Annotated in this window: 32 protein-coding genes; 15 read left to right on the forward strand and 17 right to left on the reverse strand. The window is 67.3% G+C overall.

What is annotated here, in order from left to right:
- Positions 1–107 precede the first annotated feature (107 nt).
- The 7 genes from ACED67_RS05160 to ACED67_RS05190 are packed head-to-tail and all read left to right on the forward strand — an operon-like array spanning position 108 to position 5,824.
- Positions 108–1,088 (forward strand): AAA family ATPase, encoded by a 981-nt coding sequence (locus tag ACED67_RS05160; RefSeq protein WP_395541134.1) that lies wholly within the window; start codon positions 108–110, stop codon positions 1,086–1,088.
- Positions 1,072–1,917 (forward strand): DUF58 domain-containing protein, encoded by an 846-nt coding sequence (locus ACED67_RS05165; protein ID WP_395540500.1) that lies wholly within the window; start codon positions 1,072–1,074, stop codon positions 1,915–1,917. The genes ACED67_RS05160 and ACED67_RS05165 overlap by 17 nt, the downstream gene beginning before the upstream one ends.
- The gene (locus ACED67_RS05170; protein WP_395540501.1) at positions 1,914–2,267 is read left to right on the forward strand and encodes a hypothetical protein; all 354 of its coding nucleotides are present in this window, start codon (positions 1,914–1,916) and stop codon (positions 2,265–2,267) included. Before ACED67_RS05165 ends, ACED67_RS05170 begins: the two co-directional genes overlap by 4 nt.
- A complete protein-coding gene (locus ACED67_RS05175) occupies positions 2,264–3,205 on the forward strand; it encodes a VWA domain-containing protein (RefSeq protein ID WP_395540502.1) in 942 nt (313 codons plus the stop codon). The genes ACED67_RS05170 and ACED67_RS05175 overlap by 4 nt, the downstream gene beginning before the upstream one ends.
- A complete protein-coding gene (locus ACED67_RS05180; RefSeq protein WP_395540503.1) occupies positions 3,202–4,125 on the forward strand; it encodes a VWA domain-containing protein in 924 nt (307 codons plus the stop codon). The genes ACED67_RS05175 and ACED67_RS05180 overlap by 4 nt, the downstream gene beginning before the upstream one ends.
- On the forward strand, positions 4,122–4,724 hold the full coding sequence (locus ACED67_RS05185; RefSeq protein WP_395540504.1) for a hypothetical protein: 603 nt from the start codon (positions 4,122–4,124) through the stop codon (positions 4,722–4,724). The genes ACED67_RS05180 and ACED67_RS05185 overlap by 4 nt, the downstream gene beginning before the upstream one ends.
- A complete protein-coding gene (locus ACED67_RS05190) occupies positions 4,718–5,824 on the forward strand; it encodes a hypothetical protein (protein WP_395540505.1) in 1,107 nt (368 codons plus the stop codon). Before ACED67_RS05185 ends, ACED67_RS05190 begins: the two co-directional genes overlap by 7 nt.
- Here the strand turns inward: ACED67_RS05190 and ACED67_RS05195 are convergent.
- From ACED67_RS05195 to ACED67_RS05235, 9 genes are read right to left on the reverse strand one after another with little or no spacing between them, the layout of a single operon-like run.
- The gene (locus ACED67_RS05195) at positions 5,821–6,285 is read right to left on the reverse strand and encodes a flagellar basal body-associated FliL family protein (protein ID WP_395540506.1); all 465 of its coding nucleotides are present in this window, start codon (positions 6,283–6,285) and stop codon (positions 5,821–5,823) included. The genes ACED67_RS05190 and ACED67_RS05195 overlap by 4 nt on opposite strands.
- Before the next feature lie 2 nt (positions 6,286–6,287).
- Positions 6,288–7,028 carry a flagellar basal body L-ring protein FlgH gene (flgH, locus tag ACED67_RS05200; protein WP_395540508.1) on the reverse strand — a complete coding sequence of 247 codons (741 nt, stop codon included), beginning with the start codon at positions 7,026–7,028 and terminating at the stop codon, positions 6,288–6,290.
- The gene (gene flgA / locus ACED67_RS05205; RefSeq protein ID WP_395540509.1) at positions 7,025–7,444 is read right to left on the reverse strand and encodes a flagellar basal body P-ring formation chaperone FlgA; all 420 of its coding nucleotides are present in this window, start codon (positions 7,442–7,444) and stop codon (positions 7,025–7,027) included. The genes flgH and flgA overlap by 4 nt, the downstream gene beginning before the upstream one ends.
- The gene (flgG, locus tag ACED67_RS05210; protein ID WP_395540510.1) at positions 7,444–8,229 is read right to left on the reverse strand and encodes a flagellar basal-body rod protein FlgG; all 786 of its coding nucleotides are present in this window, start codon (positions 8,227–8,229) and stop codon (positions 7,444–7,446) included. The genes flgA and flgG overlap by 1 nt, the downstream gene beginning before the upstream one ends.
- A 2-nt stretch (positions 8,230–8,231) precedes the next feature.
- Positions 8,232–8,939, reverse strand: a complete 708-nt coding sequence (locus ACED67_RS05215; RefSeq protein WP_395540511.1) for a flagellar hook-basal body complex protein — start codon at positions 8,937–8,939, stop codon at positions 8,232–8,234.
- Between the two features lie 2 nt (positions 8,940–8,941).
- A complete protein-coding gene (locus ACED67_RS05220; protein WP_395540512.1) occupies positions 8,942–9,208 on the reverse strand; it encodes a flagellar biosynthetic protein FliQ in 267 nt (88 codons plus the stop codon).
- On the reverse strand, positions 9,205–9,492 hold the full coding sequence (gene fliE / locus ACED67_RS05225) for a flagellar hook-basal body complex protein FliE (protein WP_395540513.1): 288 nt from the start codon (positions 9,490–9,492) through the stop codon (positions 9,205–9,207). Before fliE ends, ACED67_RS05220 begins: the two co-directional genes overlap by 4 nt.
- Before the next feature lie 12 nt (positions 9,493–9,504).
- Positions 9,505–9,885, reverse strand: a complete 381-nt coding sequence (gene flgC, locus ACED67_RS05230; RefSeq protein ID WP_395540514.1) for a flagellar basal body rod protein FlgC — start codon at positions 9,883–9,885, stop codon at positions 9,505–9,507.
- Positions 9,886–9,895: 10 nt separating this feature from the next.
- A complete protein-coding gene (locus ACED67_RS05235) occupies positions 9,896–10,279 on the reverse strand; it encodes a FlgB family protein (protein WP_395540515.1) in 384 nt (127 codons plus the stop codon).
- Positions 10,280–10,363: 84 nt separating this feature from the next.
- On the opposite strand from ACED67_RS05235, the gene ACED67_RS05240 reads away from it, so the two are divergent.
- Complete coding sequence (locus tag ACED67_RS05240; protein ID WP_395540516.1) at positions 10,364–11,674, forward strand: FliI/YscN family ATPase; 1,311 nt, start codon at positions 10,364–10,366, stop codon at positions 11,672–11,674.
- A gap of 51 nt (positions 11,675–11,725) precedes the next feature.
- Here the strand turns inward: ACED67_RS05240 and ACED67_RS05245 are convergent, their stop codons facing one another.
- The 6 genes from ACED67_RS05245 to ACED67_RS05270 form a co-directional block, all read right to left on the reverse strand.
- A complete protein-coding gene (locus tag ACED67_RS05245; protein WP_395540517.1) occupies positions 11,726–12,517 on the reverse strand; it encodes a DUF1217 domain-containing protein in 792 nt (263 codons plus the stop codon).
- Positions 12,514–12,918, reverse strand: coding sequence for a flagellar biosynthesis repressor FlbT (gene flbT, locus ACED67_RS05250; protein WP_395540518.1), 405 nt, complete (start codon positions 12,916–12,918; stop codon positions 12,514–12,516). The genes ACED67_RS05245 and flbT overlap by 4 nt, the downstream gene beginning before the upstream one ends.
- Entirely contained in the window at positions 12,915–13,304 is a 390-nt protein-coding gene (gene flaF, locus ACED67_RS05255; RefSeq protein ID WP_395540519.1) for a flagellar biosynthesis regulator FlaF, read from the reverse strand. Before flaF ends, flbT begins: the two co-directional genes overlap by 4 nt.
- Positions 13,305–13,376: 72 nt before the next feature.
- Positions 13,377–14,606 carry a flagellin N-terminal helical domain-containing protein gene (locus ACED67_RS05260; RefSeq protein ID WP_395540520.1) on the reverse strand — a complete coding sequence of 410 codons (1,230 nt, stop codon included), beginning with the start codon at positions 14,604–14,606 and terminating at the stop codon, positions 13,377–13,379.
- Positions 14,607–14,832: 226 nt separating this feature from the next.
- Positions 14,833–15,138, reverse strand: a complete 306-nt coding sequence (locus tag ACED67_RS05265; RefSeq protein WP_395540521.1) for a hypothetical protein — start codon at positions 15,136–15,138, stop codon at positions 14,833–14,835.
- Positions 15,125–15,409 (reverse strand): rod-binding protein, encoded by a 285-nt coding sequence (locus ACED67_RS05270; RefSeq protein ID WP_395540522.1) that lies wholly within the window; start codon positions 15,407–15,409, stop codon positions 15,125–15,127. Before ACED67_RS05270 ends, ACED67_RS05265 begins: the two co-directional genes overlap by 14 nt.
- Positions 15,410–16,401: 992 nt before the next feature.
- Here ACED67_RS05270 and fliK point away from each other — a divergent pair.
- Positions 16,402–17,139, forward strand: a complete 738-nt coding sequence (fliK, locus tag ACED67_RS05275; protein WP_395540523.1) for a flagellar hook-length control protein FliK — start codon at positions 16,402–16,404, stop codon at positions 17,137–17,139.
- A gap of 9 nt (positions 17,140–17,148) precedes the next feature.
- Positions 17,149–17,811, forward strand: coding sequence for a flagellar hook capping FlgD N-terminal domain-containing protein (locus ACED67_RS05280; protein WP_395540524.1), 663 nt, complete (start codon positions 17,149–17,151; stop codon positions 17,809–17,811).
- Here the strand turns inward: ACED67_RS05280 and ubiB are convergent.
- Entirely contained in the window at positions 17,808–19,337 is a 1,530-nt protein-coding gene (gene ubiB / locus ACED67_RS05285; protein ID WP_395540525.1) for a 2-polyprenylphenol 6-hydroxylase, read from the reverse strand. The two genes, ACED67_RS05280 and ubiB, sit on opposite strands and share 4 nt — an antisense overlap.
- 3 nt (positions 19,338–19,340) lie before the next feature.
- Positions 19,341–20,093, reverse strand: a complete 753-nt coding sequence (ubiE, locus tag ACED67_RS05290) for a bifunctional demethylmenaquinone methyltransferase/2-methoxy-6-polyprenyl-1,4-benzoquinol methylase UbiE (RefSeq protein WP_395540526.1) — start codon at positions 20,091–20,093, stop codon at positions 19,341–19,343.
- Positions 20,094–20,184: 91 nt separating this feature from the next.
- On the opposite strand from ubiE, the gene ACED67_RS05295 reads away from it, so the two are divergent.
- From ACED67_RS05295 to dnaA, 5 genes are all read left to right on the forward strand, one after another.
- The gene (locus ACED67_RS05295) at positions 20,185–20,772 is read left to right on the forward strand and encodes a hypothetical protein (protein WP_395540527.1); all 588 of its coding nucleotides are present in this window, start codon (positions 20,185–20,187) and stop codon (positions 20,770–20,772) included.
- Positions 20,773–21,624: a bifunctional DNA-formamidopyrimidine glycosylase/DNA-(apurinic or apyrimidinic site) lyase gene (gene mutM, locus ACED67_RS05300; protein ID WP_395540528.1), complete on the forward strand. Its 852-nt coding sequence runs from the start codon at positions 20,773–20,775 to the stop codon at positions 21,622–21,624.
- A gap of 56 nt (positions 21,625–21,680) precedes the next feature.
- Positions 21,681–22,457, forward strand: coding sequence for an enoyl-CoA hydratase (locus tag ACED67_RS05305; RefSeq protein ID WP_395540529.1), 777 nt, complete (start codon positions 21,681–21,683; stop codon positions 22,455–22,457).
- Between the two features lie 148 nt (positions 22,458–22,605).
- Entirely contained in the window at positions 22,606–22,881 is a 276-nt protein-coding gene (gene rpsT / locus ACED67_RS05310) for a 30S ribosomal protein S20 (RefSeq protein WP_395540530.1), read from the forward strand.
- A 555-nt stretch (positions 22,882–23,436) separates the two neighbouring features.
- The gene (gene dnaA, locus ACED67_RS05315; RefSeq protein ID WP_395540531.1) at positions 23,437–24,807 is read left to right on the forward strand and encodes a chromosomal replication initiator protein DnaA; all 1,371 of its coding nucleotides are present in this window, start codon (positions 23,437–23,439) and stop codon (positions 24,805–24,807) included.
- Positions 24,808–24,864: the final 57 nt, after the last annotated feature.

Below are 24,864 nucleotides of genomic sequence, written 5' to 3' on the forward strand. Positions count from 1 at the left end.
CCGGGCCCGGTCATCCTTAAGTCTGACGCCGCCGTGCTGGCCTCGGGCCGCTTTCCCTGCCAGTCTTGCCCGGACTTGCACGTTGATCGGGGAGGAGCGACGTGGCGATGGATGGAAGCGGCGATGCCGCTGTGGGCCTGGCCGATCTGGCCCCCGTGGCCGAACTGGCCGCCCATATGCGGCAGGGGCTGGTCGGGCACGAGGTTCTGGTTGAACGGTTGATCACGGCCCTTCTGGTCGGCGGTCATGTGCTGATCGAGGGGCCGCCGGGCCTGGCCAAGACCCGCGCGGTCAAGCGGCTGGCAGCGGGGCTGGCGGGCAGTTTCGCCCGCGTCCAGTGCACGCCCGACCTCATGCCGTCGGACATCACCGGCACCCAGGTCTTCCGTCCCGACAGCGGCGGTTTCGATTTCCTGCCCGGTCCGATCTTCCATGAGCTGGTCCTGGTGGACGAGATCAACCGGGCGCCGCCCAAAGTGCAATCTGCGCTTCTGGAGGCCATGGCGGAGGCGCAGGTCACCGCCAGCGGCACGACGCGTCCCTTGCCCGACCCGTTCATGGTGGTGGCGACGCAGAACTCGATCGAGCATGAGGGCACGTTCCCGCTGCCCGAGGCGCAGCTTGACCGCTTCCTTCTGCATCTCGACCTTGCCCTGCCCGATGCCGGAACGGAACGCGCCATCCTCGATCTGGTCGAGGGCGAGGCGCTGACCGAGCCGCCGCCGCCCGCGACGCGCCTGCCCGGCACGGCGATCCGCGCGGCGCGGCGGGCGGTGGCCGGGGTTTTCCTTGCGCCTGCGCTCAAGGATTTCATCGTGCGGCTGGTCGTCGCCACGCGCGATCCAGCCGGGCCGCTGGAGGGGCTGGTGGCCCATGCTGTCTCGCCCCGCGGATCGCTGTCGCTCGCCGCCGCCGCCCGGGCGCGCGCCGCCCTTCTGGGCCGCGATCATGCCCTGCCCGAAGATGTCGAGGCGCTGGCCGCCGATGTCCTGTCGCACCGGCTGATCCCCGGCTGGCGCGCGACCTCCGAAGGGCTTTCGTCGCGGGCGCTAATCGCCCGGCTTCTGTCCCATGTCCGGCCTTGGTGATCCGGCGCATTTCGGCGCCGCTGGGCTGATGGCGCTGGAGGGCGCGGCCCTGCGCGCTGGGGCCGAGGCTGCGAGCCTGGCCGAACGGCCGGGCGCGACCGCCACGCGCAGGCGCGGGCAGGGGCATGAGATCCGCGAGATCCGCCCCTTCAGCGAAGGCGACGATCCCCGCCATATCGACGCCGCCGCCTTTGCCCGGTCCGGCAGCCCGCATGTGCGCAGCTTCCATGAGGATCGCGAGCGCAGCCTTTTGCTGATCGCCGATTTCCGCCGCCCGATGCTGTGGGGCACGCGCGGGCGCCTGCGCTCGGTCGCGGCGGCCGAGGCCCTGGCCCTTGCGGGCTGGCGGGCGGTTCTGGAAGGTGGCGCGGTGGGCGTGGTCGCGCTGACCGATGCCGGGCCGCAGGTGCAGGCGCCGCGCCCGCGCCATCGCGGCATGGCGCTGGTGGCGGGGTGCCTGGAGCGCGCGCATGAGGCGGCGCTTGCCCATCGCGGTCCGGTGCGCGAGCTTGCGCCCGAGCTGATGGCGGCGATGCGGCAGGCGCCGCGCGGGGCGGGGCTTGTGCTGGCCACGGGGCTGGACACGCCCGGTCCGGGGCTGGATGCGGCCCTTGCCGCGATGCGCCTGCGTGGGCCGCTGCGCCTGATCCTGGTCGAGGATGCCTTTGAATGCGCCCCGCCGGCCCGCGCCCTGCCGCATGACGGCCCCGAAGGTCCGGCCTTTGCCCGTTTCGACGACTTGCCCGCCCTGCGCGCCGCCCGTGCCGCAAGGCTTGCCCTGCCGGGAGTGGACGTGCGCCGTCTGGACGCTTCGGGAGATATCGCATGACCCTCGAAGACCTTGTTGCCCAGCTTCACCCGCCCCGGCTGCCCGAGGAATTTGCGGCACTCGGGTGGAACGATGTCTTGGCCGCCATGGGCCTGGGCTTCGTTCTGGCGGCGCTGCTTCTGACCATTCTTGGCCCTCTGTTGCGGCCGCGCACCCGCCCGCCTCGCCCCGCCGCCCTGATCGCACGCGCCGCGCGCCTGCCACCCCAGGAAAGGCTTCTGGCCCTGGCGCGGCTTTTGTCGGAAACCGGCGGCACGCTGCCCGAGGACCAGCGCGCCGCGCTTTACGCGGGCCAGCCGGGCGACCCGGGCCGGATCGAGGCTCTGATCCTGCGCGCGAGGGCGAGATGATCGAGCTTGCGCTGCCGCTGGCGCTTCTGGCGCTGCCACTGCCGCTGCTCGCCCGGCTTTTGCCCCCGCGTGCGGCACAGGGACAGGTCCTGACCCTGCCCGATGGCATCGCCGCCGCCGCCCGCCCGGCCCATGGTCCTGCCGCCTGGCGCGGGCTGGTGCTGGCCGCGCTGGCCTGGGCCTGCCTATGCCTTGCCGCCGCCCAGCCGCAGCGCATCGACATGGTGACCGACCGCAGCGCCTCGGGCCGCGACATCGTGATCGCGCTGGACATGTCGGGCAGCATGGAGACGCCGGATTTCGCTTTGGATGGCGAGACGGTCACCCGTCTGGCCGCGGTCAAGCGCGTCGCCACCTCCTTCATCCGCGCCCGGCAGGGCGACCGGATCGGTCTGGTGATCTTTGCCGACGCCGCCTATGTCGCTGCGCCGCTGACCCATGACTTGCCCGCCGTCGCCCGCGCGCTAGACGAGGCGCAGATCGGCCTGACCGGGCGCTCAACCGCCATTGCCGAAGGGCTGGGCCTCGCGCTCAAGCGTAGTCTGGCCGAGGCCGCGCCGTCCAAGGTGATCGTGCTTCTCTCGGATGGCCGCGACAGTTCGGGGCGGCTGGACCCTGTGCAGGTCGGGCAGCTGGCGGCGGAAAAGGGCGTGCGCATCCATACGATCGCGCTGGGCCCCGAGGACCTGGAAACCCGTCCCGGCGCGCGCGACGCGGTGGATCTGGCCACATTGCGCGACATTGCCCGGACCTCGGGCGGCCAGACCTTTCGCGTACGCACGACCGACGACCTGACCGCGATGGCCGAAGAGCTGGATCGGCTGGAACCCAACCCTTCGACCCGCCCGCCGGTTGCTGTTCCGCGCCCGCTCTGGGTCTGGCCGGGGGCGGCGGGGCTGGTCCTTGTGCTGGCGCTGGGATTGGGGCGGCGGGCATGAGCGGCGAGATGGTTCTTCTGCGCCCGCTCTGGCTTCTGGCGCTTTTGCCCGTGCTGGCGGCAGGGCTGTGGGCCTGGCAGCGCCGGTTCGCGGGAGATTGGGCAGGGGTCGTCACGCCCGAGATGATGGTGGCTCTGCGCCGGCTTGGCCTGATCGGACAGGGTGTGCGCGGCTGGGCCGTGCTTTTGCCCTTTGCCGCTGCTGCCATTCTGGCCGCCGCGCTGTCTGGCCCCGCACTGCTGCGCCCCGGTGCGGTCAGCCTGCGCGCGCTTGACCCGCTGATCCTGGTGATGGACCTTTCGCCCTCGGTCGTCGGCGACACCAAGGTTCTGGGCGAGGCGCAGGCAGCGGCCTCGATGCTGTTGGACGGGGCTGAAGGGCGGCCTGTCGGGCTTATGCTTTATGCGGCCGATGCCTATCTGGCCTCGGCCCCGACCAGCGATCCCGAAACCCTGCGCGGGCTGATCGCGGTTCTGGGGCAGGACACGATGCCCGTGGTCGGCAGCCGGCCCGACATCGCGCTGTCGATGGCGCGCGACATGTTCGGCAGCGGCGAGACGGGGATCAGAGGTGCCGATCTGGTGCTGATCTCGGATGGCGGCGGCAGCGGCGCCAGGGCGGCGGAAGAGGCGGCGCGGCTGGCCAGCGATGGGGCAAGGGTCTGGGCGCTGACCCTGCCGCGCGCCTCGGAAGGCGCGCCCGCCGCCGATCCGGCGGGCCTTGCCGCGCTGGCTAAGGCGGGGCAGGGCGCGGCGCTGCCCTCGGGCCAGGCCCCAGAGCTTGCCCAGCAGATCGCCGCCCGTCGTGTGGCGCTTCTGGTTCAGGATCCCGAGGCCGGCCTTGCCTTTCAAGACCTTGGCCCCTTCCTGCTGCCCCTTGCCCTGTTGATCCTCTTTCCCCTGTTCCGGAGGCAAAGATGACCGCCTTCCGCCTTGCCTTTCTGGGCACGGGCATCGCTGCCCTGATCTTTGCCGGTGGCCAGCCCTTGGCCAAGGCGGCGCTGATCCTGGGCCTGCCGGGTCTTGCTGCGCCGCTCTTGTCCGATCCGTCGGTGCAGGGTGTGGCGCTGTATCAGGCGGGTGACTATGCCGCTGCGGATGACGCCTTCCGCAAGGCCGGGCGCGGATCGACCTACAATCGCGGCCTCTCGCTGGCCGCGACGGGGGACTATGCCCTGTCGCGCGCCTATTTCGACGCCGTGCTTTTCGCCAATCCCGCCGACAGCGCCGCGCGAGAGAACCGCAACATCGTGGCCGCCCTTGCGCCGCAGGTTCAGGGCGAGGCGAACAATGCCGGGCGCATCGCCGCCAAATCCATCGCCACGCCCGGCGGATCGCCGGTGGACGAGATCAAGCGGCTGGGTCGCCAGCTTGATGCCGGGCAGCGGGTGGCCGATGCCGAGTGGCTGCAAAGCCTGCCCGATGATCCGGGCCTGTTCCTGCGGCTGCGTCTGGCGGCGGAACATGACCGCCGTGTCTCGATGGGCCTGACTGCGGCCGAGGAAGTGGAGCCATGGTGATCCGCTGGCTTCTGATGTTCCTTCTTTTGGTCGGCCCGGCCGCGGCCGAGGGCAATCTGACCCTGACCATCACCGCCGACAGCCCGACCGACCGGCTGGTCGTCGGCCAGATGGTCGCCATCACCATCCGCGCCGTCTATAATCGCAAGATCGCGCTTGAGCGGTTGCAGATCCCGCCGACCGATGCCTTCGATTGGGTTCAGACCCGGCAGGATGACTGGCGTGAGGAGATGATCGACGGCCTGCCCTGGATCGTGATGGAACGGCATATGGCGATCTGGCCCAAGCGGGCGGGCCTGTTGCATTTCGGCCCGGTGCGGCATGAGCTGACCATCATCGACAGCGCAAGCCAGCGGCTGGACACGGTGGTGACCGCGCCGCCCTTGGCCCTGTCGGTGGGCGAGTTCCCGCCGCTGCATGGCTGGCATATGGCGGCGGCGCGGGTGGAACTGACCGATGAACTGTCGACCGATGCCGCCCATCTGGCCGATGGCGAGGTGGTGGTGCGCAAAGTCACGCTGCGGGCGCTGGGCTCTTTGCCCGAACATCTGCCGCCGCGCCCGGTTGTGTCGGAGAACTGGCTGATCACCTTCGCGCCCCCGGTCGAGCGCGAATTGATCCTGACCGACGAAGGGCCGGTGGCGCAGGCGGTCTGGACCTGGCAGTTCCGCCCTCATACCGGTGAGCCGGGGATGCTCGACCCCGTACCGATCCCGTTTTTCGATACGGTGAACCATCAGCTGTCCAGGGTCGAAATTCCGGCCCTGGCCATCGGTTATGCGAGCTTCTTCACCGGCCAGGTGCCGACGGGGCGCATCGGTGGGGCGCAGGTCCTGGCGCTGACGGGTGTAGCCGTGGCGACCTGTCTTGCCGCCCTGGCGCTCGCGGCGCTGCGGCTTGCGCCCGAGGCGACGTCGGCGGGTCTGGCCCGGCTGCGCCAGCATTGGTCGCCCCTGCCGCGCCTGCGCCTGTGGCGGGCCCGGCGCGGCGGCGATCTTCTGGCGCTGCGCCGCGCCGCGACCGAAGCGGGGCGTCCGCTGGACGAACTGGCCGCGATCGACCGCCGCATCTACGCGCGCAACCCGAAGGCGCCGCGCTAGCTGTCCTGCCGGGCAATCTCGGTGATCAGCACGTCACTGCACATCGGGCCCAGAATGCCCACGGCCTTTTCCTTCAGCGCCTGCCGCAGCATGACCAGATTGGAACCATCGGTGAAGGAACCGCGAAACCCGCCGGCATTGGCATGGTCGAACATCACCTGCAGGAAGGCATCGCGCAGCTTGGGTTCGCGCGCATAGACCTCTTCCGATTTGCCCTTCTCGACCTCAAGCGACAGCGACATCACCACCATCGAGGCGACGCGGCCGCCTTCCAGAATCGGCACGACGAACTGGTTGTTCAGCTTGACATAATCCGGCATAGCTTCGGGATCAGCAGCGGGATGTTCCTCTTCCGCGGGCAGGGCGCCTTCCTCGGCGGCGGGGCGCAGGAAAAGCCCGGCCCCGATGCCGGCCCCAAGGCCCAGCAGCGCCAGAACAAGGGGGATCACAAGCCGCAGCATGGTCAGAACGGCAGCACGATGTCAGCCACCTGCTGACCATAGCCGGGCTGCTGGAAATCCGAGATCTGTCCGCGCCCGCCATAGGAAATCCGCGCGCCTGCGATCTTGTCATAAGTGATTTCGTTCTGGCGCGAGATGTCTGCGGGGCGGACATAGCCGGTGACGACCAGTTCGCGCAGCTCGTTGTTCACCCGCACTTCCTGCTGGCCCTCGATCCGCAAGACGCCATTCGGCAATTCCTCGACCACGGTGGCGGCCACCCGCAGCGTCAGGGTTTCCGACCGGGTCACATTGCCCGTGCCCGAGAAGGTCGAGGCGCCGCTGGTATCGAGCGCCGTCGCCATGCTGGAACCAGTGGGCGCGCCTGTATCAAGGCGCTGCGGAATGCCGAAAAGCTGCGGGATGCCCATGGTCCTTTTGCTGCTGCGGTTGCGGCCGGTGGTATTCTTGATCGCGGCGCTGTCATTGATCTCGATCACCACGGTCAGGATATCGCCGCGTTGCGCCGCCCGCCGGTCGCCCAGCAGCGAATCGTCATTGCCCGACCACAGCGAAGAAGCCTCGCCGGGTGTGTCTGGGCCGGCGGTTTCGGGCAGGTTGGTGGAGTATAGCGCATATTGCTGGTTGCTGCCCTCCAGCGGCGAAAAGGGCGGGGCGCGGCCCACCATGTCCAGCTTTTCGCAACCGGCCAGCAGCGTGGCGGCGAGGATCGGGCCGCAAAGGGTGCGAATGGGGCGGGTCAAGACTTTCCTCCGACAATGACGGTGCCATCGGGCGCGACCAGGCCCGTGACGGTGGCTTTCGAGGCAAGGTTCATCACCCGCACGCTTTCACCCGGGCCGGCGCGTTGCAGGGCGCGGCCCTCGGCGCGGATGGTCAGAGTGCCGGACTGGTAGATCAGCGTGACGATGCCATTGCGTTCCACCAGCGCGGGCGGGTCAAGATCGGCGGCAAGCACCGGGCGGCCCGGATAGATCGCCACCCGGGTCTCAAGCCCGATGGCGGCGGCGGCGCTGGTCACGGCGCCCGGGATCTCGGCATCGACCAGCATCACGTCGCCCGCCGCGATCTGGCCCTGCGCCGGGATGATGCGCGCCGCGACCAGGCTTTCCGCGCTGGTCAGTGTGGGTAGCAGGACTAGACCGACCGCCCGCCACATCAGCGCACCTGCGTGGTGGCCGCCAGCATCTGGTCGGCGGCGGTGATCACCTTGGCGTTCAGTTCATAACCGCGCTGGGCCTTGATCAGTTCGGTCACCTCGCGCACCGGATCGACCGAGCTTTCCTCAAGATAGCCCTGCCGCAGCGTGCCGCGCCCATCGGTGCCGGGCACGCCGACAATCGGCGCGCCCGAGGCGGTGGTTTCCAGGAAATTGTTCGACCCGATCGCCTCAAGCCCCTTTTCATTCACGAAATCCGCAAGCGTGAACTGGCCCAGCAGCTGGGGCTGCACCTGATTGTCGAAATAAGCATAGACCTCGCCCTGGGCATTGATTGCGACCGAGCGGGCATCGGCCGGGATGGTGATGCCCGGGACGACCGGATAGCCATCCGAGGTGACGATCAGCCCGTCGGGCGAGCGTTTCAGCGCCCCATCTCGGGTATAGGCCGAGGCGCCCGAGGGCAGCGTGACCTCAAGATAGCCATTGCCCTCGATCGCGACATCCAGATCGCCGCCAGTCAGGGTCGGCGTGCCCTGCGCCAGTACGACCGAAACCGAGGAGGGGCGCACGCCAAGGCCGATCTGCACCCCGGTGGGCAGCAGCGTGCCATCGGTGGCGGATACCGTGCCGGGGCGGGTGACCTGCTGGTAATGCAGATCGGCGAAATCGGCGCGACGGGCGTTGTAGCCGGTGGTCGACATATTGGCGAGGTTGTTCGACACCACATCGACCTTCATCTGCTGGGCCGCCATGCCCGTGGCGGCGATGTACAGCGCCTTCATCGCTATCTCCCCAGCGTCTGGATGACATTGCGGGCGCGGCTATCCTCGGCATCCAGGAATTTCTGGCCCATCTCATAGGCGCGCTGCACCTCGATCATGCGGGCGATCTCGGTCACCGGGTTGACATTGCTGTCCTCGAGATAGCCCTGCATCACCGTCGCGCCCTCGGCGGGCTCAATCTCGCCGCCATCGAACATCGTGCCGCCGACATAAGAGAGCTTCAGTGGATCGACCGGCTGCCACAGACCGATCTGCCCGATCGCCGCGCCATCGGCCGAGAGCGTGCCGTCGCTGCCCACAGCGATCTTCGCCCCCGGCGGCACAAAGACCGGCGCGCCGCCCGCGTCGAGCAGGCTGTAGCCCTCATCCGTGACCAAAAGCCCGTTCGGATCGGGGGTGAAGGCCCCGGCGCGGGTCAGCCGGTTGCCGGCGGGCGTCTGGAGCTGGAAAAACCCGTCGCCCTGGATCGCGAAGTCGAAACTGCCGCCGGTCATCTCGACGCCGCCCTGCGACAGGTCGACCACCTTGCCGGTGGCGAAGGCCATCGAGATCGAGGGTTCGTTCGCCAGCCTGTCGATGAATTCGGAAAAGACCACGCCTTCGCGCCGGAAGCCGGTGGTCGAGACATTGGCGATATTGTTCGCCACGGTCTGCATCTCGCGCATCAGGCCCGATTGGCGGCCAAGGGCGACATAGCCTGCGGCATCCATGGTCAGCCCCCCGCGACCATGGGGATCACCAGATCCTTGAAGAAAGAAACCAGCGCGCCCGACATGAAGGACATCGAAACCCAGAACACCGCCAGCATCGCCGCGACCTTGGGCACGAAGGTGAGCGTCATCTCCTGCACCGAGGTCAGGGCCTGGAAAAGCCCGATCACCACCCCGGCCACCAGCGCCACGATCAGCAGGGGCGCCGAGATCGTCACCGCCACCCAAAGCCCCTGGCGCAGCACGTCGAAAAAGGCGTTCTCGGTCATATCGGCATCCTCAGGATTTCCTGATAGGCTTCGACCACGCGATCGCGCACCGTGGCGACGGTTTCCACTGCCAGCTGCGACGAGGCCAGGGCTTCGACCAGAGCATGGGGGTCCGCGCCGCCGGTCATCGCGGCGCGGGCCGTCTGTTCATGTTTCGCCAGCGCATCGACGAAATTCTCCGCCAGCTGGGCGAAACCACCGCCCCCGCTTTCCGAGGGTTTGGGCGCCGCGGCCGTTCTGGCCTGCGCATAGCTCTGCGCGACAAGCGAGGTTCTGACATCCATTCCGGTTGCCCCCTAGCGCCGCAGAAGCTCGAACAGGCTTTGCGTCATTTGCCGCGCCTGATCGAACAGTCGAAGATTGGCCTCATAGGAGCGCTGCGCCTCACGCGCATCGGCGAGTTCGATCACCATGTCGACATTCGAGCCGTCATAGTAGCCCTTGGCATCCGCCATCGGATGGCCGGGATCGTAGATCTTGGGCAGATCGGTGCGGTCAAGCCGCACATCGCCCAGTTTGACCAGGCCGGTCTCCATCGCGTTTTCGAAAGTCACCAGCTTGCGGTGATAGCCGGGCGTATCGGCATTGGCGATGTTCTCCGAGACCAGCCGCAGCCGGTTGGCCTGCGCCTCCATCCCCGAGGCCGCGAAAGCAAGCGATGTGGAAAGATCGTTCATCTGTCGCCCCCTAGCGCCGGATGCCGAGCGATGCGCGGATCACTTCGGAGGTGGCACGATAGATCGCGAGGGCCATTTCATGCTCCTGCCGCGCCTCGACCGATTTCACCATTTCCTTTTCCAGCGAAACCGAATTGCCGTTTGGCGATTCCGCGCCGCCCGATTCCACCGTCTCGCCAGCGGCAAGCAGGGTTTGGCCGCCCAGATGGCCCGGTCTTGTGGCGCGCATCGGCAGGGACTGCCCTGCATAGACCGAGGCGAAGTCGGGCAGGTCCTGGGCCTTGTAGCCGGGCGTATCGGCATTGGCGACATTGCGGGCAATTACCCCGATCCGCGCCCCGGCATGGGCGGCCAGCGATTGCGCCATTCTGGTCAATTCGAGCTTTTCGAACATCGGGGCTTCTCCCTCGATCTGCTTCACCAAGGCTTAAGGGTGATTCCTTTAGAAACCGTAATTGGCGAACAAAGAGGGAATCCGGTGACCGGCGTCTTCGATGCCCTGCAGGCGGAAATCGCGACGATCCAGACCGCCCGCGACATCGGCCGGGTGGCGGAATCGACGCGCGGCACCTTTCTTGTGACCGGGCTGTCGCGCGCGGCCCTGGGCGAACGCGTCCTCGCCGAAACCGGGGCCGGGCCTCTGGGGGGCGAGATCGTGCATCTCTCGGGCCGGGGCGCGGTCGTCCTGCCCGAGGACGATCCCGAAGGCCTGCGCATCGGCAGCCGGGTCGAACGGCTGGGCCCTGCAACCATCGCGCCGGATCGCAGCTGGCTGGGCCGGATCGTCGACCCTTTCGGCAAGCCGCTCGACGGCCGCCCGCTCCTGCCCGGCACGCAGCGCCGCGCCATGACCGGCACGCCGCCCCCGGCGGCCGGGCGACGCGCGCTGGGTGAAAGGCTTTCGACCGGAATCGCGGTCTTTGACACGCTGCTGCCCCTGGTCCGCGGGCAAAGGATCGGTCTCTTCGCCGGATCGGGGGTGGGGAAATCCTCGCTTCTGGCCAAGTTCGCCCGTGGCGTCGCGGCGGATATTGCGGTGATCGCGCTGGTCGGCGAACGCGGCCGCGAGCTGCGCGATTTTACTGAGCGCGTCTTGGGATCCGAAGGCATGGCGCGTTCGGTGGTGATGACCGCGACCTCCGACCAGTCGCCGCTGATGCGGCGGCGTTGCGCTTTGTCGGCCATGGCGATGGCGGAATATTTCCGCGATCAGGGCCTGCATGTGCTGCTCTTGGTCGATTCCGTCACCCGTTTCGCCGAGGCGCATCGCGAAGTGGCACTGGCTTCGGGCGAGCAGGCCTCGTTGCGCGGCTATCCGCCCTCGACCTCGCATGCGATCATGGGCCTGGCCGAGCGGGCGGGGCCGGGGGCAGCGGGGCAAGGAGACATCACGGCGGTGTTTTCCGTGCTGGTCGCCGGCTCCGATATGGAGGAGCCGGTGGCCGACATCCTGCGCGGCACGCTGGACGGGCATGTGGTGCTGGAGCGCAAGATTGCCGAACGCGGGCGCTATCCGGCGGTCGATCTTCTGCGCTCGGTTTCGCGGGCGCTGCCCGGCGCGGCCAGCGAGGCCGAGAATTCCCAGATCGCCGAAGCGCGGCGGGTGCTGGGCGCCTATGACCGCGCCGAGATGATGATCCAGGCCGGGCTGTATGCGCCGGGCAGCGATGCGCTGATCGACCGGGCGATCCGGCTTTACCCGATGCTCGACGGATATCTGGCCGAAGATGCGCCCGCGGGGGGGCCACCCGCCAGTTTCGCGCGGCTGAGGGCCTGCCTTGGCGCCTGACCCCGCCCGCGCATCGCGGGCTGCGCGGCGTTTCGCAGGTCTGTTGCTGGCTCAGGCGCCCAGGATCTGCAGCGCGATCGAGGCCGGGCTGTGGCGCTGGCCGGTCCCGGTAATCTCGGTCCGGATCAGGTAGCTGCGGACCAGCTTGTCCACCTGGTCCGGGTGGGCGAATGTGGCGGGGTCGCTGCTGCCGAACACCGCCTGCGCCCTTTGTTTCACGACCTTGAGCTGCTGGTCCAGATCGATCGAGGCAAAGCTTGACGGTAGGCCAAGCGCGCCCTGGATCACCTCGCGCAGCGGCGCACTTCCCAGGATGCTGAACCATTTGGTGTTCACGCCGCCGCTGCCGGTGGCGATATCGGCCAGCGCATGTTCGGCATTCAGCGCCAGGCGGTAGCTGTCATTCTGCGCCCCAACGGCGGTCTCAAAGCCCTGGCGGTGGTACAGGGCCAGGATCTTGTCGGGGAAATCCGACATCTGGTTGCGCGGCACCGCATAGTCGCCAAAGCCGAAGGCTTTGGAGAACTCGAAATAGCGCTTGTCCGAAAGCTTGTTGGCCAACCCGTCGCCCGACAGCGTACCGCCCTCGAGGATCTTTTCGAGAAAGGCCTTGTAGGAGATGTCATCCTGCAGGCCAAAGGCCGTCAGCGCCACGTTCAACAGGCGCCGGTCCGCGACCAGGCCTTTCGCCGTCTTGATCGTGCCGATCCTGGCGCGGAAATAGTCTTCGTCGCGTTTCTGCGTGCTGTCGGCCTGCATCGCCGCCTGCTGCGTGGCCTTGGTGCGCTTGAGGAAGGTCCAGCCGGCATAGCCGGTCAGCGGCAAGACCGGCTGGAAGCTCATGCGCGGCCGGCGGCGAGCAGCCGCTCCTCCCGTGGCAGAAGGCCGCGCAGACATTTCAGCACCTGGTAATGCTGCTCGGCCATCACGGCCTGGCTGGCCTGGGTCAGCAGGGTCCGGCTGTCCGGGTCGGTCAGCACCTGGCTGAGCTGCTCGATCCCGCGCAGCAGCTGCTGGCGGGTATCGTCGGCATCGGCATCGCCCGACAGCACCAGTTGCGCCACATAGCAGACCCGGCGCACCGGGGTCGTCGCCTCTTCGGGGTGGATCGCGTCGCGCAGCCGCAGGATATTGGCATTGGGCGTCATGATCGCCAGTTTCGAGCGGCGGTCGCCATTCTCGATCACCGCGCCATTGATCAGCACGCGCTCATGCGGGCCCAGTTTCAGGACGAGGCCGCTCATGCCGCCGCCCCGTCGCCGCGCAGGCCGCGCAACACGGCCGTGTTGATTTCGACCAGAACCTCGGCCCCGGTCGCGCCGCTGCGCGCCTTGCGGCCATGGGCGGCGGTGAAGCGGTAGAGGTAGAAGATCCTTGCCCGCAATTGCGGCGGCAGGCCATTGCCCGCGTCCGCCACATCGGCGGCGAGGGTGGACCACAGCCTTTCATTGTCGCAAAGCGCGGCGACGAAGGCCGGAAAATCCTGCTTGCGCCTTGCATTGGCCTGGTTCAGCCGCCGGGTGATGCGGGCGATCACATCATATTCCGCATCGCGCGGCGTGCGCATGGGCGCGGCGGCTGCCTGGGCATAGGCGGTCTGGGAAGGGGGGGTATGAGCATAGGGGGACATGTCGGGCGGTTCCGCTGCTGAGGACGATCACGGGGAAGGGGCCGGGGCCCGAAGGCCCCGGCCTTTGTCGCCTTAGCGGAACAGCGACAGCAGGTTCTGCGGCTGCTGATTGGCGATCGACAGCGCCTGGATGCCAAGCTGCTGTTGCACCTGCAGCGCTTGCAGACGGGCCGAGGCCTCTTCCATATCGGCATCGACCAGCGTTCCGATGCCTGAGGTCAGCGCATCCGACAGCTTGCCCACGAAATCCGACTGGATATCGATCCGGGTCTGGGCCGAGCCGAATTCGGCCGCGGCATCGATCGAGGTCTGGAGCATCGCTTCGATCGAGCCCAGCGCCAGGTCGGCCGCCGAAGCCGTCGAAACGTCGATCGTGTCCAGCGCGCCCAGGCCGCCCGAACCGGCATTGCGATACTGGCCCGAGACCGAAAGGTCGACGGCGCCGTCGTTCACAAAGGCCAGCTGACCGGGGTTGGCGCTGTCGTAATTCACCGTCAGGCCTGTGATCCCGAGTGCGTCGATCGAGTTCTTCAGGCCCACCGCGATCATGTCGGGCACCGTCGAGGCCAGCGAGGCATTGCTGGCGTCGACATCGTTCTGGGTGACCGTGTAAGACGCCTCGCGGTTGCCGATGCGGATCGAGATGCGGTCGCCCGCAACCCAGGCATTGGTGCCATCGGCAATGGTGATGTCGTCTGTGCCACCGCCCTGATCGAGCGTCAGGACGAAAGTGTCGGCATCGGTCGAGATCGTGCCCCCGGTCGAGGCCGAGAACACGTCATTGGCGACATAGCCACCGGTCGAGAGGTCCTGTGCGTTGATCGTGATCGACGAGGCGGCGACGCCGGTCGAGCTGCGGTCCAGCGAGGCCAGGATATCGACCGTGGATTGCGAGCCATTGACAAGGTTCAGCCCGTTGAACTGGGCGGAACCGACCACCGTGTTGATCTGGCTGACCAGCTTGTCGATGTCGGATTGGATCTTGACCCGGTCGACATTGTCTTCCTGGGCCGCAACGATCTTGCCCTTCATCTCGGTCAGAAGGTCGGTCACGGATTCCGAGGCCTGACGGGCCACGGAAATGGTCGAGGAGCCAAGCGCCAGGCTGTCGGCGATGCCCTTGAACCCTTTGACGTCGGATTCCATCACTTTCGAGATGGCCCAGACTGCCGCATTGTCCTTGGCCGATCCCACGGCCTTGCCCGTCGAGATCTCGGCCTGCACCCGATTCATGTTCATGTTGATGCCCTTCATCGTCTGAAGGGCGACCATGGCGCTTGTATTCGTCAGAATGGACGACATGTAGACTTCCCTTTCCTTCCCCGGCACTTTTGTGCGGGAACAAAGCGCCGCCTGCGGCGGCTGTTTCGTCCTTCTGTCCCTGCCCGCATCGGAGACCCCGAGGGCGCCATTCCCTGAGCTGGAATGCCGGGGCAGCATGCATCGACGCGGCTAACAAACCCTGAATCAAACCTTGCCAAACCGTGCCGAACTGCGCCGGATTTGAGCCAAAGAGCCGAGAATTGCCCTAGACGCGCCGCACCGGAGCCGTCGAGGCCAGCAAGGCGCCGCGCCTGCCGCTTGAATCATAGGTCGAGAAACGGTCAGGTTGCGTCAGTTCCTCGGCCCGGCGCAGGGCCGCGCGCAGGCCCTTCATCGCGGCCGAAAGCAGCGCGGCATTGCGCGCGGCCTTGTCGCGGCTGCGCCGCAGCGCCGCTGGCTCGCGGGGCGAAGCCGCCGCCTCCAGCGCGTCGGCAAGCGCCGCCAGTTTCAGGATATCGCCCGCGAGCAGCGCGTCCCGGGCCGAATCGAGCAGCGACTCAAGCTCCGCCATCTCCGCCACCTCCCATGGCGCGGAACAGGGTCTCCGCCAGCCCGATTCCGCCGCGCGCGACGATCAGCCTGGCCTGTTCGGCCCGCAGGAAAGAGGAGAATTGTTCCTCGCCGATGCCGCCCGCGAATGTGCCTTCGTGGTCCGAGTCCAGCCCGGCATGGCCCAACATCTCGGCCAGGAAATTGGCCTCAAGCTCCTGCGCTTTGCGCATCAGCACCGCATCGCGGCGCGGGCCCGGGTTTGTGGCGGCGGGGAGGGTCGGGCTGTCCATCGGAGGCTTCCTTGGATCGTTTGCATTTTCCACAGTCTTCTCCGGTGGCAGTAAAGAAATCTGTAACCGCCGCCGGGGCAGAACAGGGTCGTCCCCGGCAGAAGTCGCAGCCCATGCACCCGCTCCTCATCCTTCCTTTGGCCAGCGCCCCGGCGCCCGTCCTTCCCGGATCGGACGAGCTTGGAACCGCTGATCCGGCAGGGGCTTTTCTTGCCCTGCTGGCCAGCCTCGCCCGACCGGGCGTGGTGGCGCCGCCAAGACCAAAGGGCATGCCGGGCGACCCGGGCGACAAGGCTGATCGGACGGATCAGCCCGCCGGGGATACGGCGGCACTGCCGCTCCCCGCCGCCGCACTTGCCGTTGCGGTCCCTGTCTTGCCCTTGCCGGCTGTGCCGCCTTCGCCCGCCTTACCAAAGGCAGTTTTCGCGGCAACAGAGACTGATTCCAGCGTGCTTCCGCCTCCCTCCGCGGTGCCGCGTGGCTCCAGCTCCAATATCCCGGCCCTTCCGATTCCCCTGTCGGACAAGCCGCTGTCGGTCCCAGCCGATCCGCTGGTTTCTCTTGTGCCGCTGGTGGTGCCAGAGGCGGAAACTCCCGTCGCCCTTCCGGTCACAGCGCCGCTTGCCGCCGCCACGCCGGCAGACGGCCCGGAGCCACCCGCCGTTCCGGTGCCGCAGCCCGCGCCGCGGGCATCAACCGGCGCCGAATGGCGGCTCCGCAGCACTGCGAGCCCCGATCCGCCGCAGGTTTCACCGCTTCCTTCGGAGATTTCGTCCGCCCCTGCCGACGGCGTGCCGACACCGTCTATTCGCGCGCCAATGCCCCCGCTGGTCCTGGCCCTGCCATCAGACACCGGTCCCGCCGCCGCTGCTGCGGCAGCCGGGCAGACTGGCGCCCCGCCTTTGGCATTCCTGAACGCGATGTCGCCGACCGCCTTTCCGCCCGGGGTCGCGCCGGACAATCCGGCAGAAATGCCCCGCCCGGACGATCTGATGAATACAAAAACTGCGTTCACAGAGACGAGTCTGTCCCATCCGGTCCTGACCCGGGACCCGATCCGTCCAGAGACGCAGGTTCTGCCGATTTCCCGCCTCGCCCGGGTTGAGCCGCCCGAGGTCGGGCCGCAGAAGCGCGTCCCGCGCGCGGGGCACAGCCTGCCTGCGAAACCTCTCGCTGCCGATCCGGGGCCGAACCCGCCAGATCCGGCCCTTGCGCCGCGCGCGGATCCCGGTCCTTCGCCCGGGGCGCTGCTGCTGCATCCGGTCGCCCTTGCACCCCCGCATGATCCGCGCCCCTTGGTCGCGCCGCCCCCCCACGTCGCGCCGGTCCTTGCCCAGCTGGCTCAGGCCGCCGCCACCGTGCGGCCGGGCATGACCGAGCTGCGCCTCTCGCCCGAGGAACTGGGCGCCGTGCGCATCGATCTGCGGACCGAAGGCGATCAGGCCATCCTCACCCTCAGCGCCGAGCGGCCCGACACGCTGGATCTCATGCGCCGCCATGCCGACCGGCTGGTCAGCGATCTGCGCGCGGCGGGGTTTCAGCAGTTGGACCTCAGCTTCGGGCGCTGGGCCGGGCAGGGCCAGCCGCAAGGCGGGCAGCCGGGCTGGCAGCCGGGGCAGGCCATGGCGCCGCCCGCCGATGCCCCGCCCGCGCCGCGCGCCGCCGATCCCCCGCTCGCACCGTCCCGCCCACCAATCGGGGGCGCAAACAGTCTCTATCTCCGCATCTGAGGTTCCAGAATGGATGTCTCCACCAGCTATACCGCCTCGTCTTCCCCTGCGGGCAGCAGCGCCGCCAAGGGTTTGATCTCGTCGGATTTCACCACTTTCCTGAAGATGCTCACCACGCAGATGCAGAATCAGGACCCGCTGAATCCGATCGATTCCACCGATTACGCCGTGCAGCTCGCGACTTTTTCGGGAGTCGAGCAGCAGGTCCAGACCAACCAGCTGCTCCAGGCGCTCTCGGCGCAATTCTCGGTCATGGGCATGTCGCAGCTTGCGGGCTGGGTTGGGCAAGAGGCGCGGGCGGCCGCCGATGTCTGGTATACGGGCCAGCCGGTCGAACTGGCGCCCAATCCGCGCGCCACCGCCGATCAGGTCGTGCTTGTGGTACGCGATGTCGAAGGCAAGCTCGTCGCGCGCGAAGCTCTGCCCTTCGGCACCGAACCCTATCACTGGTTTGGACAGGATGCGCAGGGCAACCCGCTGCCCGAGGGGCGCTACAAGCTGTCGCTGGAAAGCCGCCGCAATGGCGAGGTTCTGGGCGAAGACCCGATGGAATATTACGGCCATATCACCGAAGCGCGGGGCGCGAATGGCGGCGTTTCACTGGTCTTCGATGGCAAGATCGAGGTCAGCGCCACCGCGATCACCGCCCTGCGCAGCCCGCAGGCGGGCTAAAGCAACTCGCCCAGGGCCAGGCCCAGCACGAAAAGTGCAAGCCCGCCGATGGCAGGCCAGAACCAGCCCCGCCCGGGCGCCGGACGGGCTGACACGTCGGGATTCCCGGCCCGGATCAGCGCGGCCTCGGTCAACGCGGGCAGCTTCGGCCCGAACCGTGCCAGAACCCGCAGCGTCTGGGCCAGATCGCGCATCACCGCCATCGGCCCCACATGGCTGCGGATGTAATCCTCGACCACGGGGCCCGCCACCTGCCACATGTTCAGATGCGGGTCCAGGCTGCGCGCCACGCCCTCGACCACCACCATCGTGCGCTGCAACAGGATCAGCTCGGTGCGCGTCTCCATGCCGAAACGCTCGGTCACTTCGAACAGATAGGCCAGAAGGCGCGCCATCGAGATGCGGCTCGCCTCCATGCCGAAGATCGGCTCGCCCACCGCGCGCAGGGCGCGGGCAAACTCGTCGATGTCGCGATCGGCCGGAACGTACCCCGCCTCGAAATGCACTTCGGCGACGCGGCGGTAATCCTTGCGGATGAAACCCATCAGTATCTCGGCATAGACCCGGCGGGTATATTCGTCGATCCGCCCCATGATCCCGAAATCATAGGCGATCAGGCTGCCATCCGCCGCCACCTTCAGGTTGCCCTGATGCATGTCGGCATGGAAGAAGCCGTCGCGCAGCGCATGGCGCAGGAACAGGGTTAGCACCCTGTGGCCCAGGGCCACCCGGTCGATTCCGGCCGCCTCGATCGCGGCGACCTCGTTCAGTCCGATCCCCTCGGCCCAGCCGATGGTCAGCACCCGGCGGCCAGAAAGCGGCCAGACCGGTCTGGGCACCACCAATCCCTCGTCGCGCTCGGTATTGGCGGCGAACTCGGCGGCCGAGGCACATTCCAGCCGCAGGTCCAGCTCGCCCAGCACCACGCCCTCGAAATGCGCGATCACATCGACCGGGCGCAGGCGGCGCGAAAAGGGGGCGAGGATCTCGATCCAGCGCGCGGCGAAATAGAACGCGTCAATATCCTTGCGGAAGGCGCGCTCGATGCCGGGACGCAACACCTTGACCGCAACGTCTTCGCCCGTATCGGCCCGCCGCGCGCGGTGGACCTGGGCGATCGAGGCGGCGGCGACCGGCTCGGAAAACTCGGAGAACAGCGTCTCGACCGGGGCGCCGATCTCTTCCGCGATGGTCGCTTGCGCGATGGCGGTGGGGAAAGGTGGCAGCTTGTCCTGAAGAACCTTGAGCTGATCGGCCAGTTCATCGCCCACGATATCGGGCCGGGTCGAAAGGATCTGGCCGAACTTGATATAGGCGGGGCCAAGCGCGGTGATCGCCCGCGTCACCGGCGGCAGCGCCGGGTCGCCCTTCAGCCCCAGCCAGGCGAAGGGCCAGCCCATCACCCGCGCCGCCACCCGCACCGCGCGCGGCGCCTCCATGGCTTCCAGCACCACGCCCGCCGCGCCGCTGCGTTCAAGCGTCGCGAGCGTGCGGATCAGCCGCCAGATGTTGTGCGGGCCGCGCATCGCCTAGATCTTCCAGCCCGAATGCAGCGCCGCGACGCCCATGGTCAGGTTGCGATAGCTGACCTGGGCAAAGCCCGCCGCGCGGATCATCGCGGCGAAGCTTTCCTGATCGGGGAACTTGCGGATCGATTCGACCAGATACTGATAGCTGTCGCGGTCGCCGGTCACCGCCTGGCCCATGGCCGGGATGACGTTGAAGGAATAGAGGTCATAGGCCTTTTGCATCAGATCGTTCGGGATGCGGCTGAATTCCAGCACCATCAGCCGCCCGCCCGGCCGCAGCACGCGATGCGCCTCGGCCAGGGCATCGGCGATGCGGGTCACATTCCTGATCCCGAAAGAGATCGTGTAGACATCGAAACTGCCCGACCGGAACGGCAGCGCCATGGCATCGCCTGTCACCCAGCCCAGCCTTTCGGCCATCTGCCCGGCCTCAGCGCGCTTGCGGCCCTCGACCAGCATGGCCTCGGTCATGTCGCAGACCATGGCGCTGGCGCCCGGCGCGCGTTTCAGGAAGCGGAAGGCGATGTCGCCGGTGCCGCCCGCGACATCCAGCAGGCGCTGGCCGTCGCGCGGGGCCAGCCAGTCCATCATGGCGTCTTTCCACAGCCGATGGACACCGCCCGACATCAGGTCATTCATCAGATCGTATTTCGAGGCGACCGAGGAAAAGACCCCATGCACCATGCCTGCCTTCTCGGCCTCGGGCACGTCGCGAAAGCCGAAATGGGTGGTTCTGTCGTTTTCGCCCGCCATCGCGCGCCCATGCCCGAAAATTGCCATCGCGCAGGGGTATAGCGCCCGGCGCGGGGCAAAGGAAACCGCAAACTGTCGCGCCGGGGGCCAGGTGGACGCAGAGATACAGGCTTTCTTCCGGGAACTCGGCTGGCGCGCGCTGGCCGCGATCGCCGCCATGTTGCTTTCTGTGGTGCTGGCCATCGTACTGAAGGGCCGCTTCGCGCCCGGACTTGCGCCGGGGATGGGCGATCTGCGCGACGGTGCCTTCCTTCCGCGTGTCCTTTCGCTTCTGGGCATGGGGGCGCAACCCGACCATACGCTGGGCGAAACCCGCCTGCGCGCCTCGCTGGGGCTGCGGCTGCTGTTTCCGGGCGCGCTGGCCCTGTGCCTCTGGCTGGGCGCCGAGATGGCGGCGCCCTTCGTCTCGCCGCTGACCGCGATCCTGCTGATCCTTGCCTTCCAGACCCTGCATGTCTGGCTGTATGAAATCCGCTACGACGCCCGCAGGATTTCGCTGCCGCGCTGGTCATTCGGACAGCGAACCTTTCTCTGGACCGATCTGGAGGCGCTGACCGACCGTGATCCCTGGCTCCTGACCTTTCACTTCCGGGGCGGCAGGCGGGTCACCGCGCATAAGTATGTTGTAGGCCACCGGCTTCTGAGTGAAGCTGCGCAGAAAGCCCTGCGCGAGGTCTGATTGCCCGAACTGCCCGAAGTCGAGACGGTCCGCCGTGGCCTTGCCCCGGTGCTGGAAGGCCGCGTCATCGCGCAGGCGCGGGTCAACCGCCCCGACCTGCGCTTTCCCTTGCCCGATCGCATGGCCGAAAGGCTGACCGGGGCGCGGGTGCTGGCGCTGCGGCGACGGTCGAAATACATCCTTGCCGATCTCTCCACCGCCGAGACCTTGCTGATCCATCTTGGCATGTCCGGGCGGATGCTGGTCTCGGGCACGATGCTGGGCGATTTCCACCACGACCACCCTGCGCCGCAAAAGCATGACCATGTCGTGCTGGAAATCGAGGGCGGCGCCCGCGTCACCTTCAACGATGCCCGCCGCTTCGGCGCGATGGACCTGATGGCGACCGATACCGCCGAGGCGCATCCACTTCTGGCCAAGCTGGGCCCGGAACCTCTGGGCAACGCCTTCGACGGCGCCTTTCTGGCCGCCGCGCTTGCGGGCCGCCGCACGCCCATAAAATCCGCGCTTCTCGACCAGCATCTCGTCGCTGGCCTGGGCAATATCTATGTCTGCGAAGTGCTGTACCGCGCCGGAATCGCGCCGCAGCGCCTTGCGGGCGATCTGACCGCCGCGCAGGCCGCCGCGCTTGCGCCCGTCATCCGCGACGTGCTGGACGAGGCCATCGCCGCAGGCGGGTCGTCCCTGCGCGACTATCGCCAGGCTGATGGCGAGCTGGGCTATTTCCAGCATGTCTTCCGGGTCTATGACCGCGAGGGCCAGCCCTGCGTCACCTCCGGCTGCGGCGGCACGGTGGCGCGCATCGTGCAATCCGGCCGTTCCAGCTTCTACTGCCCCACCTGCCAGCGTTGACTTGCCTTCCCGGCGCGGACTGGTAGGAGTCGGACAAAACCGCCGGGGGATGACGGATGGCCTATGAAACCCTGATCGTCGAGATCGTGGATTACACCACCCTGATCCGGCTGAACCGGCCCGACGCGCTCAATGCGCTCAACACGCAGCTCATGCGCGATCTGGCCGATGCGGTCACCGCCGCCGACCAGAATGACAAGGTGCGCTGCATCGTCATCACCGGTTCGGACAAGGCCTTCGCCGCCGGGGCCGATGTCAAGGAAATGGCCAGCAAGGGCTTTTCCGAGGCCTTCACCGAGAATCTCTTCACCCGCGAATCCGAAGCCATCCTGCGGGCGCGCAAGCCGATCATCGCCGCCGTCGCCGGCTATTGCCTGGGGGGCGGCTGCGAGCTGGCCATGATGTGCGACTTCATCCTTGCCGCTGACAGCGCCAAATTCGGCCAGCCCGAGATCAATCTTGGAATCGTCGCCGGCATGGGCGGCACCCAGCGCCTGACCCGCTTCGTCGGCAAGTCCAAGTCGATGGACATGCACCTCACGGGCCGGTTCATGGATGCGGCCGAGGCAGAGCGCTGCGGCCTTGTGTCCCGCGTCTTCCCGGCCAAATCCCTGGTCGAAGAGGCGCTGAAAGTGGCCGAGAAGATCGGCGAGAAATCCCGCGTCACTGCCATGCTGGTGAAAGAGGCGGTCAATCGCGCCCAGGAAACCTCGCTGACCGAGGGCATCCTGTTCGAGCGCCGCCTGTTCCACGCCTCCTTCGCGACCGAGGACAAGGCCGAGGGCATGGCCGCCTTCCTGGAAAAGCGCCAGCCGCAATTCCGCGACCGCTGATAAAGGCTTCCCTTTCCGGCGGGCTTGGCCTATAGCGCCGCCCACATGCGCGTGGGCCCGCTATAGGCGTGATGATTCTCCGACCGGACGGTTGGGGGCCTTGGGGTTTTCGTGCGACCGATTTGAACACTCAAGGATCACGACCCAGATGGCCAATACCGATCAGTCCAAGAAGCGCGCCCGCCAGTCCGAAGCGCGTTATGCCGTGAACAAGGCGCGCCGCTCGCGCATCCGCACCTTCCTGCGCAAGGTCGAAGAGGCGCTGGCCTCGGGCGACCAGACCGTCGCCGCCGAGGCGCTCAAGGCGGCCCAGCCCGAACTGGCCCGTGGCGTCACCAAGGGCGTGCTGCACAAGAACACCGTGTCGCGCAAGATCTCGCGTCTGGCCTCGCGCGTGAAGGCGCTGGGCGCCGCCAAGGCCTGATCTCTACCCGAGTCGCCCCTGCGCCCTTCGCTGGTGTGCGGGTCAAGACCGGAAAGCGAAAATCCTGAGAGGGCGCGCGATCTGCGCGCCCTTTTTCGTCTTTTGCGCGCGTCTTCCGCCATGGCGATCTGCGCGCCGTTGCGAATTTGCCGATGGACGCGGATTCGCTTTGCCCGGAATTGTGTCAAGCGAGATGTTCGGTTGCGGTTGGCTGCACAGGCTTGCTAGCGTCTCCCTGCGATTCACTTCGTCTTGGGGGACAGGTGGTCGCAGACCAGGATCTGAAAACGATAGACACGGACTGCCAGCCGGGAAGTCGGATCATGGTTTGCGAACAATGGGTTAATTCGGCGCGCCTGCGCGCGGACCCGTCTGCATAGACTCGCCAACCCTTGTGGGCTGGCGGCGATATGTTTGTGCCTCCATTGCGAAGTGGGCCCTGAGGCCCGCAGCGGATTCCGGTCTGTCGCGGCGACCATCGGGTGCTGGCAGACCGCGTATATGCGACAAGCCGGGCAATGACCCGGCAAGAGGCGGATGACAGGTCTGGAAAGAATGACAAACGAAACTTGGGGCCAGATTCGCGAAGGACTGATCGGCCGTCTGGGCAAGAACAATTACACCACCTGGATCGAGCCCCTGAAACTCTCGCAGCTGCGCAATGGCGTAGCGCGTTTCGAAGTGCCCACCTCGTTTCACGGCGATTGGGTCCAGCGCAATTATTCCGATCATATCCGCAACCAGCTCCTGACCTCGGGGGCCGAGGTCGAGCGCATCGAATTTGCGGTCGGCCGGGCCGCCACCGCCGCAGCGCCGCTGCGCAAACCTGCCAGCACGGCGGCGGCATTGCCGGCGCGCGCCGCGCGGCCTGCCGCCGATGACGAAACCCCCGGCGCACCGCTGGACCAGCGCTTCACCTTTGACAGCTTCGTCGTCGGCAAGCCGAACGAGCTGGCCCATGCCGCCGCGCGCCGCGTGGCCGAGGGTGGGCCGGTCACCTTCAACCCGCTGTTCCTGTATGGCGGCGTGGGCCTGGGCAAGACCCACCTGATGCATGCCATCGCGCATGAGTTGCAGCTTCGCCGCCCCGACCTGCGGGTCCTGTATCTGTCGGCCGAACAGTTCATGTACCGCTTCATCCAGGCCCTGCGCGAAAAGCAGGTGATGGATTTCAAGTCGCTGTTCCGCTCGGTCGATGTGCTGATGGTCGATGACGTGCAGTTCATCGCGGGCAAGGATTCGACGCAGGAAGAGTTCTTCCACACCTTCAACGCGCTGGTGGACCAGAACAAGCAGATCGTGATCTCCGCCGACCGCGCGCCGGGCGAGATCAAGGATCTGGAAGACCGCATCAAGAGCCGCCTGCAATGCGGCCTGGTCGTGGACCTGCATCCGACCGATTACGAATTGCGCCTGGGCATTCTTCAGCAGAAGGCCGATTTCTACCGCAGCCAGTATAAGGGCCTCGCCATCTCGCCCATGGTGATGGAATTCCTTGCGCATCGCATCACCACCAATGTCCGCGTGCTCGAAGGCGCGCTGACCCGGCTTTACGCTTTCGCTTCGCTGGTCGGGCGCGAGATCACGCTCGATCTCGCCCAGGAATGCCTGGCCGATATCCTGCGCGCCTCGGACCGCAAGCTGACGATCGAGGAAATCCAGCGCAAGGTGGCCGAGCATTACAATGTCCGCCTGTCCGACATGGTCGGGCCAAAGCGCCTGCGCACCATTGCCCGGCCGCGCCAGGTGGCGATGTATCTCGCCAAGCAGCTGACCAGCCGGTCGCTGCCCGAGATCGGTCGCCGGTTCGGCGGGCGCGATCACACCACGATCATGCATGGCGTGCGCAAGATCGAGGAACTTATGGCCACGGACAGCCAGCTTGCGGACGATCTGCAACTTCTGAAGCGGCTGCTGCAAGGCTAGGGCAGGGCTGGCCTTGACGCTGCCCGGAAAGCCTCTCAAAGTCCGTCAAAACGCATG

The organism is Neotabrizicola paludis (assembly GCF_044142105.1).
In the GTDB taxonomy this organism is placed as follows: domain Bacteria; phylum Pseudomonadota; class Alphaproteobacteria; order Rhodobacterales; family Rhodobacteraceae; genus Pseudogemmobacter.

Excerpts from the sequence above, each read along its gene's own strand:
- ACED67_RS05160 (WP_395541134.1), top strand. The coding sequence starts at position 108 with ATGGATGGAAGCGGCGATGCCGCTGTGGGCCTGGCCGATCTGGCCCCC.
- ACED67_RS05165 (WP_395540500.1), top strand. The coding sequence starts at position 1,072 with ATGTCCGGCCTTGGTGATCCGGCGCATTTCGGCGCCGCTGGGCTGATG.
- ACED67_RS05170 (WP_395540501.1), top strand. The coding sequence starts at position 1,914 with ATGACCCTCGAAGACCTTGTTGCCCAGCTTCACCCGCCCCGGCTGCCC.
- ACED67_RS05175 (WP_395540502.1), top strand. The coding sequence starts at position 2,264 with ATGATCGAGCTTGCGCTGCCGCTGGCGCTTCTGGCGCTGCCACTGCCG.
- ACED67_RS05180 (WP_395540503.1), top strand. The coding sequence starts at position 3,202 with ATGAGCGGCGAGATGGTTCTTCTGCGCCCGCTCTGGCTTCTGGCGCTT.
- ACED67_RS05185 (WP_395540504.1), top strand. The coding sequence starts at position 4,122 with ATGACCGCCTTCCGCCTTGCCTTTCTGGGCACGGGCATCGCTGCCCTG.
- ACED67_RS05190 (WP_395540505.1), top strand. The coding sequence starts at position 4,718 with ATGGTGATCCGCTGGCTTCTGATGTTCCTTCTTTTGGTCGGCCCGGCC.
- ACED67_RS05195 (WP_395540506.1), bottom strand. The coding sequence starts at position 6,285 with ATGCTGCGGCTTGTGATCCCCCTTGTTCTGGCGCTGCTGGGCCTTGGG.
- flgA (WP_395540509.1), bottom strand. The coding sequence starts at position 7,444 with ATGTGGCGGGCGGTCGGTCTAGTCCTGCTACCCACACTGACCAGCGCG.
- flgG (WP_395540510.1), bottom strand. The coding sequence starts at position 8,229 with ATGAAGGCGCTGTACATCGCCGCCACGGGCATGGCGGCCCAGCAGATG.
- ACED67_RS05215 (WP_395540511.1), bottom strand. The coding sequence starts at position 8,939 with ATGGATGCCGCAGGCTATGTCGCCCTTGGCCGCCAATCGGGCCTGATG.
- ACED67_RS05220 (WP_395540512.1), bottom strand. The coding sequence starts at position 9,208 with ATGACCGAGAACGCCTTTTTCGACGTGCTGCGCCAGGGGCTTTGGGTG.
- fliE (WP_395540513.1), bottom strand. The coding sequence starts at position 9,492 with ATGGATGTCAGAACCTCGCTTGTCGCGCAGAGCTATGCGCAGGCCAGA.
- flgC (WP_395540514.1), bottom strand. The coding sequence starts at position 9,885 with ATGAACGATCTTTCCACATCGCTTGCTTTCGCGGCCTCGGGGATGGAG.
- ACED67_RS05235 (WP_395540515.1), bottom strand. The coding sequence starts at position 10,279 with ATGTTCGAAAAGCTCGAATTGACCAGAATGGCGCAATCGCTGGCCGCC.
- ACED67_RS05245 (WP_395540517.1), bottom strand. The coding sequence starts at position 12,517 with ATGAGCTTCCAGCCGGTCTTGCCGCTGACCGGCTATGCCGGCTGGACC.
- flbT (WP_395540518.1), bottom strand. The coding sequence starts at position 12,918 with ATGAGCGGCCTCGTCCTGAAACTGGGCCCGCATGAGCGCGTGCTGATC.
- flaF (WP_395540519.1), bottom strand. The coding sequence starts at position 13,304 with ATGTCCCCCTATGCTCATACCCCCCCTTCCCAGACCGCCTATGCCCAG.
- ACED67_RS05260 (WP_395540520.1), bottom strand. The coding sequence starts at position 14,606 with ATGTCGTCCATTCTGACGAATACAAGCGCCATGGTCGCCCTTCAGACG.
- ACED67_RS05265 (WP_395540521.1), bottom strand. The coding sequence starts at position 15,138 with ATGGCGGAGCTTGAGTCGCTGCTCGATTCGGCCCGGGACGCGCTGCTC.
- ACED67_RS05270 (WP_395540522.1), bottom strand. The coding sequence starts at position 15,409 with ATGGACAGCCCGACCCTCCCCGCCGCCACAAACCCGGGCCCGCGCCGC.
- fliK (WP_395540523.1), top strand. The coding sequence starts at position 16,402 with ATGAATACAAAAACTGCGTTCACAGAGACGAGTCTGTCCCATCCGGTC.
- ACED67_RS05280 (WP_395540524.1), top strand. The coding sequence starts at position 17,149 with ATGGATGTCTCCACCAGCTATACCGCCTCGTCTTCCCCTGCGGGCAGC.
- ubiB (WP_395540525.1), bottom strand. The coding sequence starts at position 19,337 with ATGCGCGGCCCGCACAACATCTGGCGGCTGATCCGCACGCTCGCGACG.
- ubiE (WP_395540526.1), bottom strand. The coding sequence starts at position 20,093 with ATGGCGGGCGAAAACGACAGAACCACCCATTTCGGCTTTCGCGACGTG.
- ACED67_RS05305 (WP_395540529.1), top strand. The coding sequence starts at position 21,681 with ATGGCCTATGAAACCCTGATCGTCGAGATCGTGGATTACACCACCCTG.
- rpsT (WP_395540530.1), top strand. The coding sequence starts at position 22,606 with ATGGCCAATACCGATCAGTCCAAGAAGCGCGCCCGCCAGTCCGAAGCG.
- dnaA (WP_395540531.1), top strand. The coding sequence starts at position 23,437 with ATGACAAACGAAACTTGGGGCCAGATTCGCGAAGGACTGATCGGCCGT.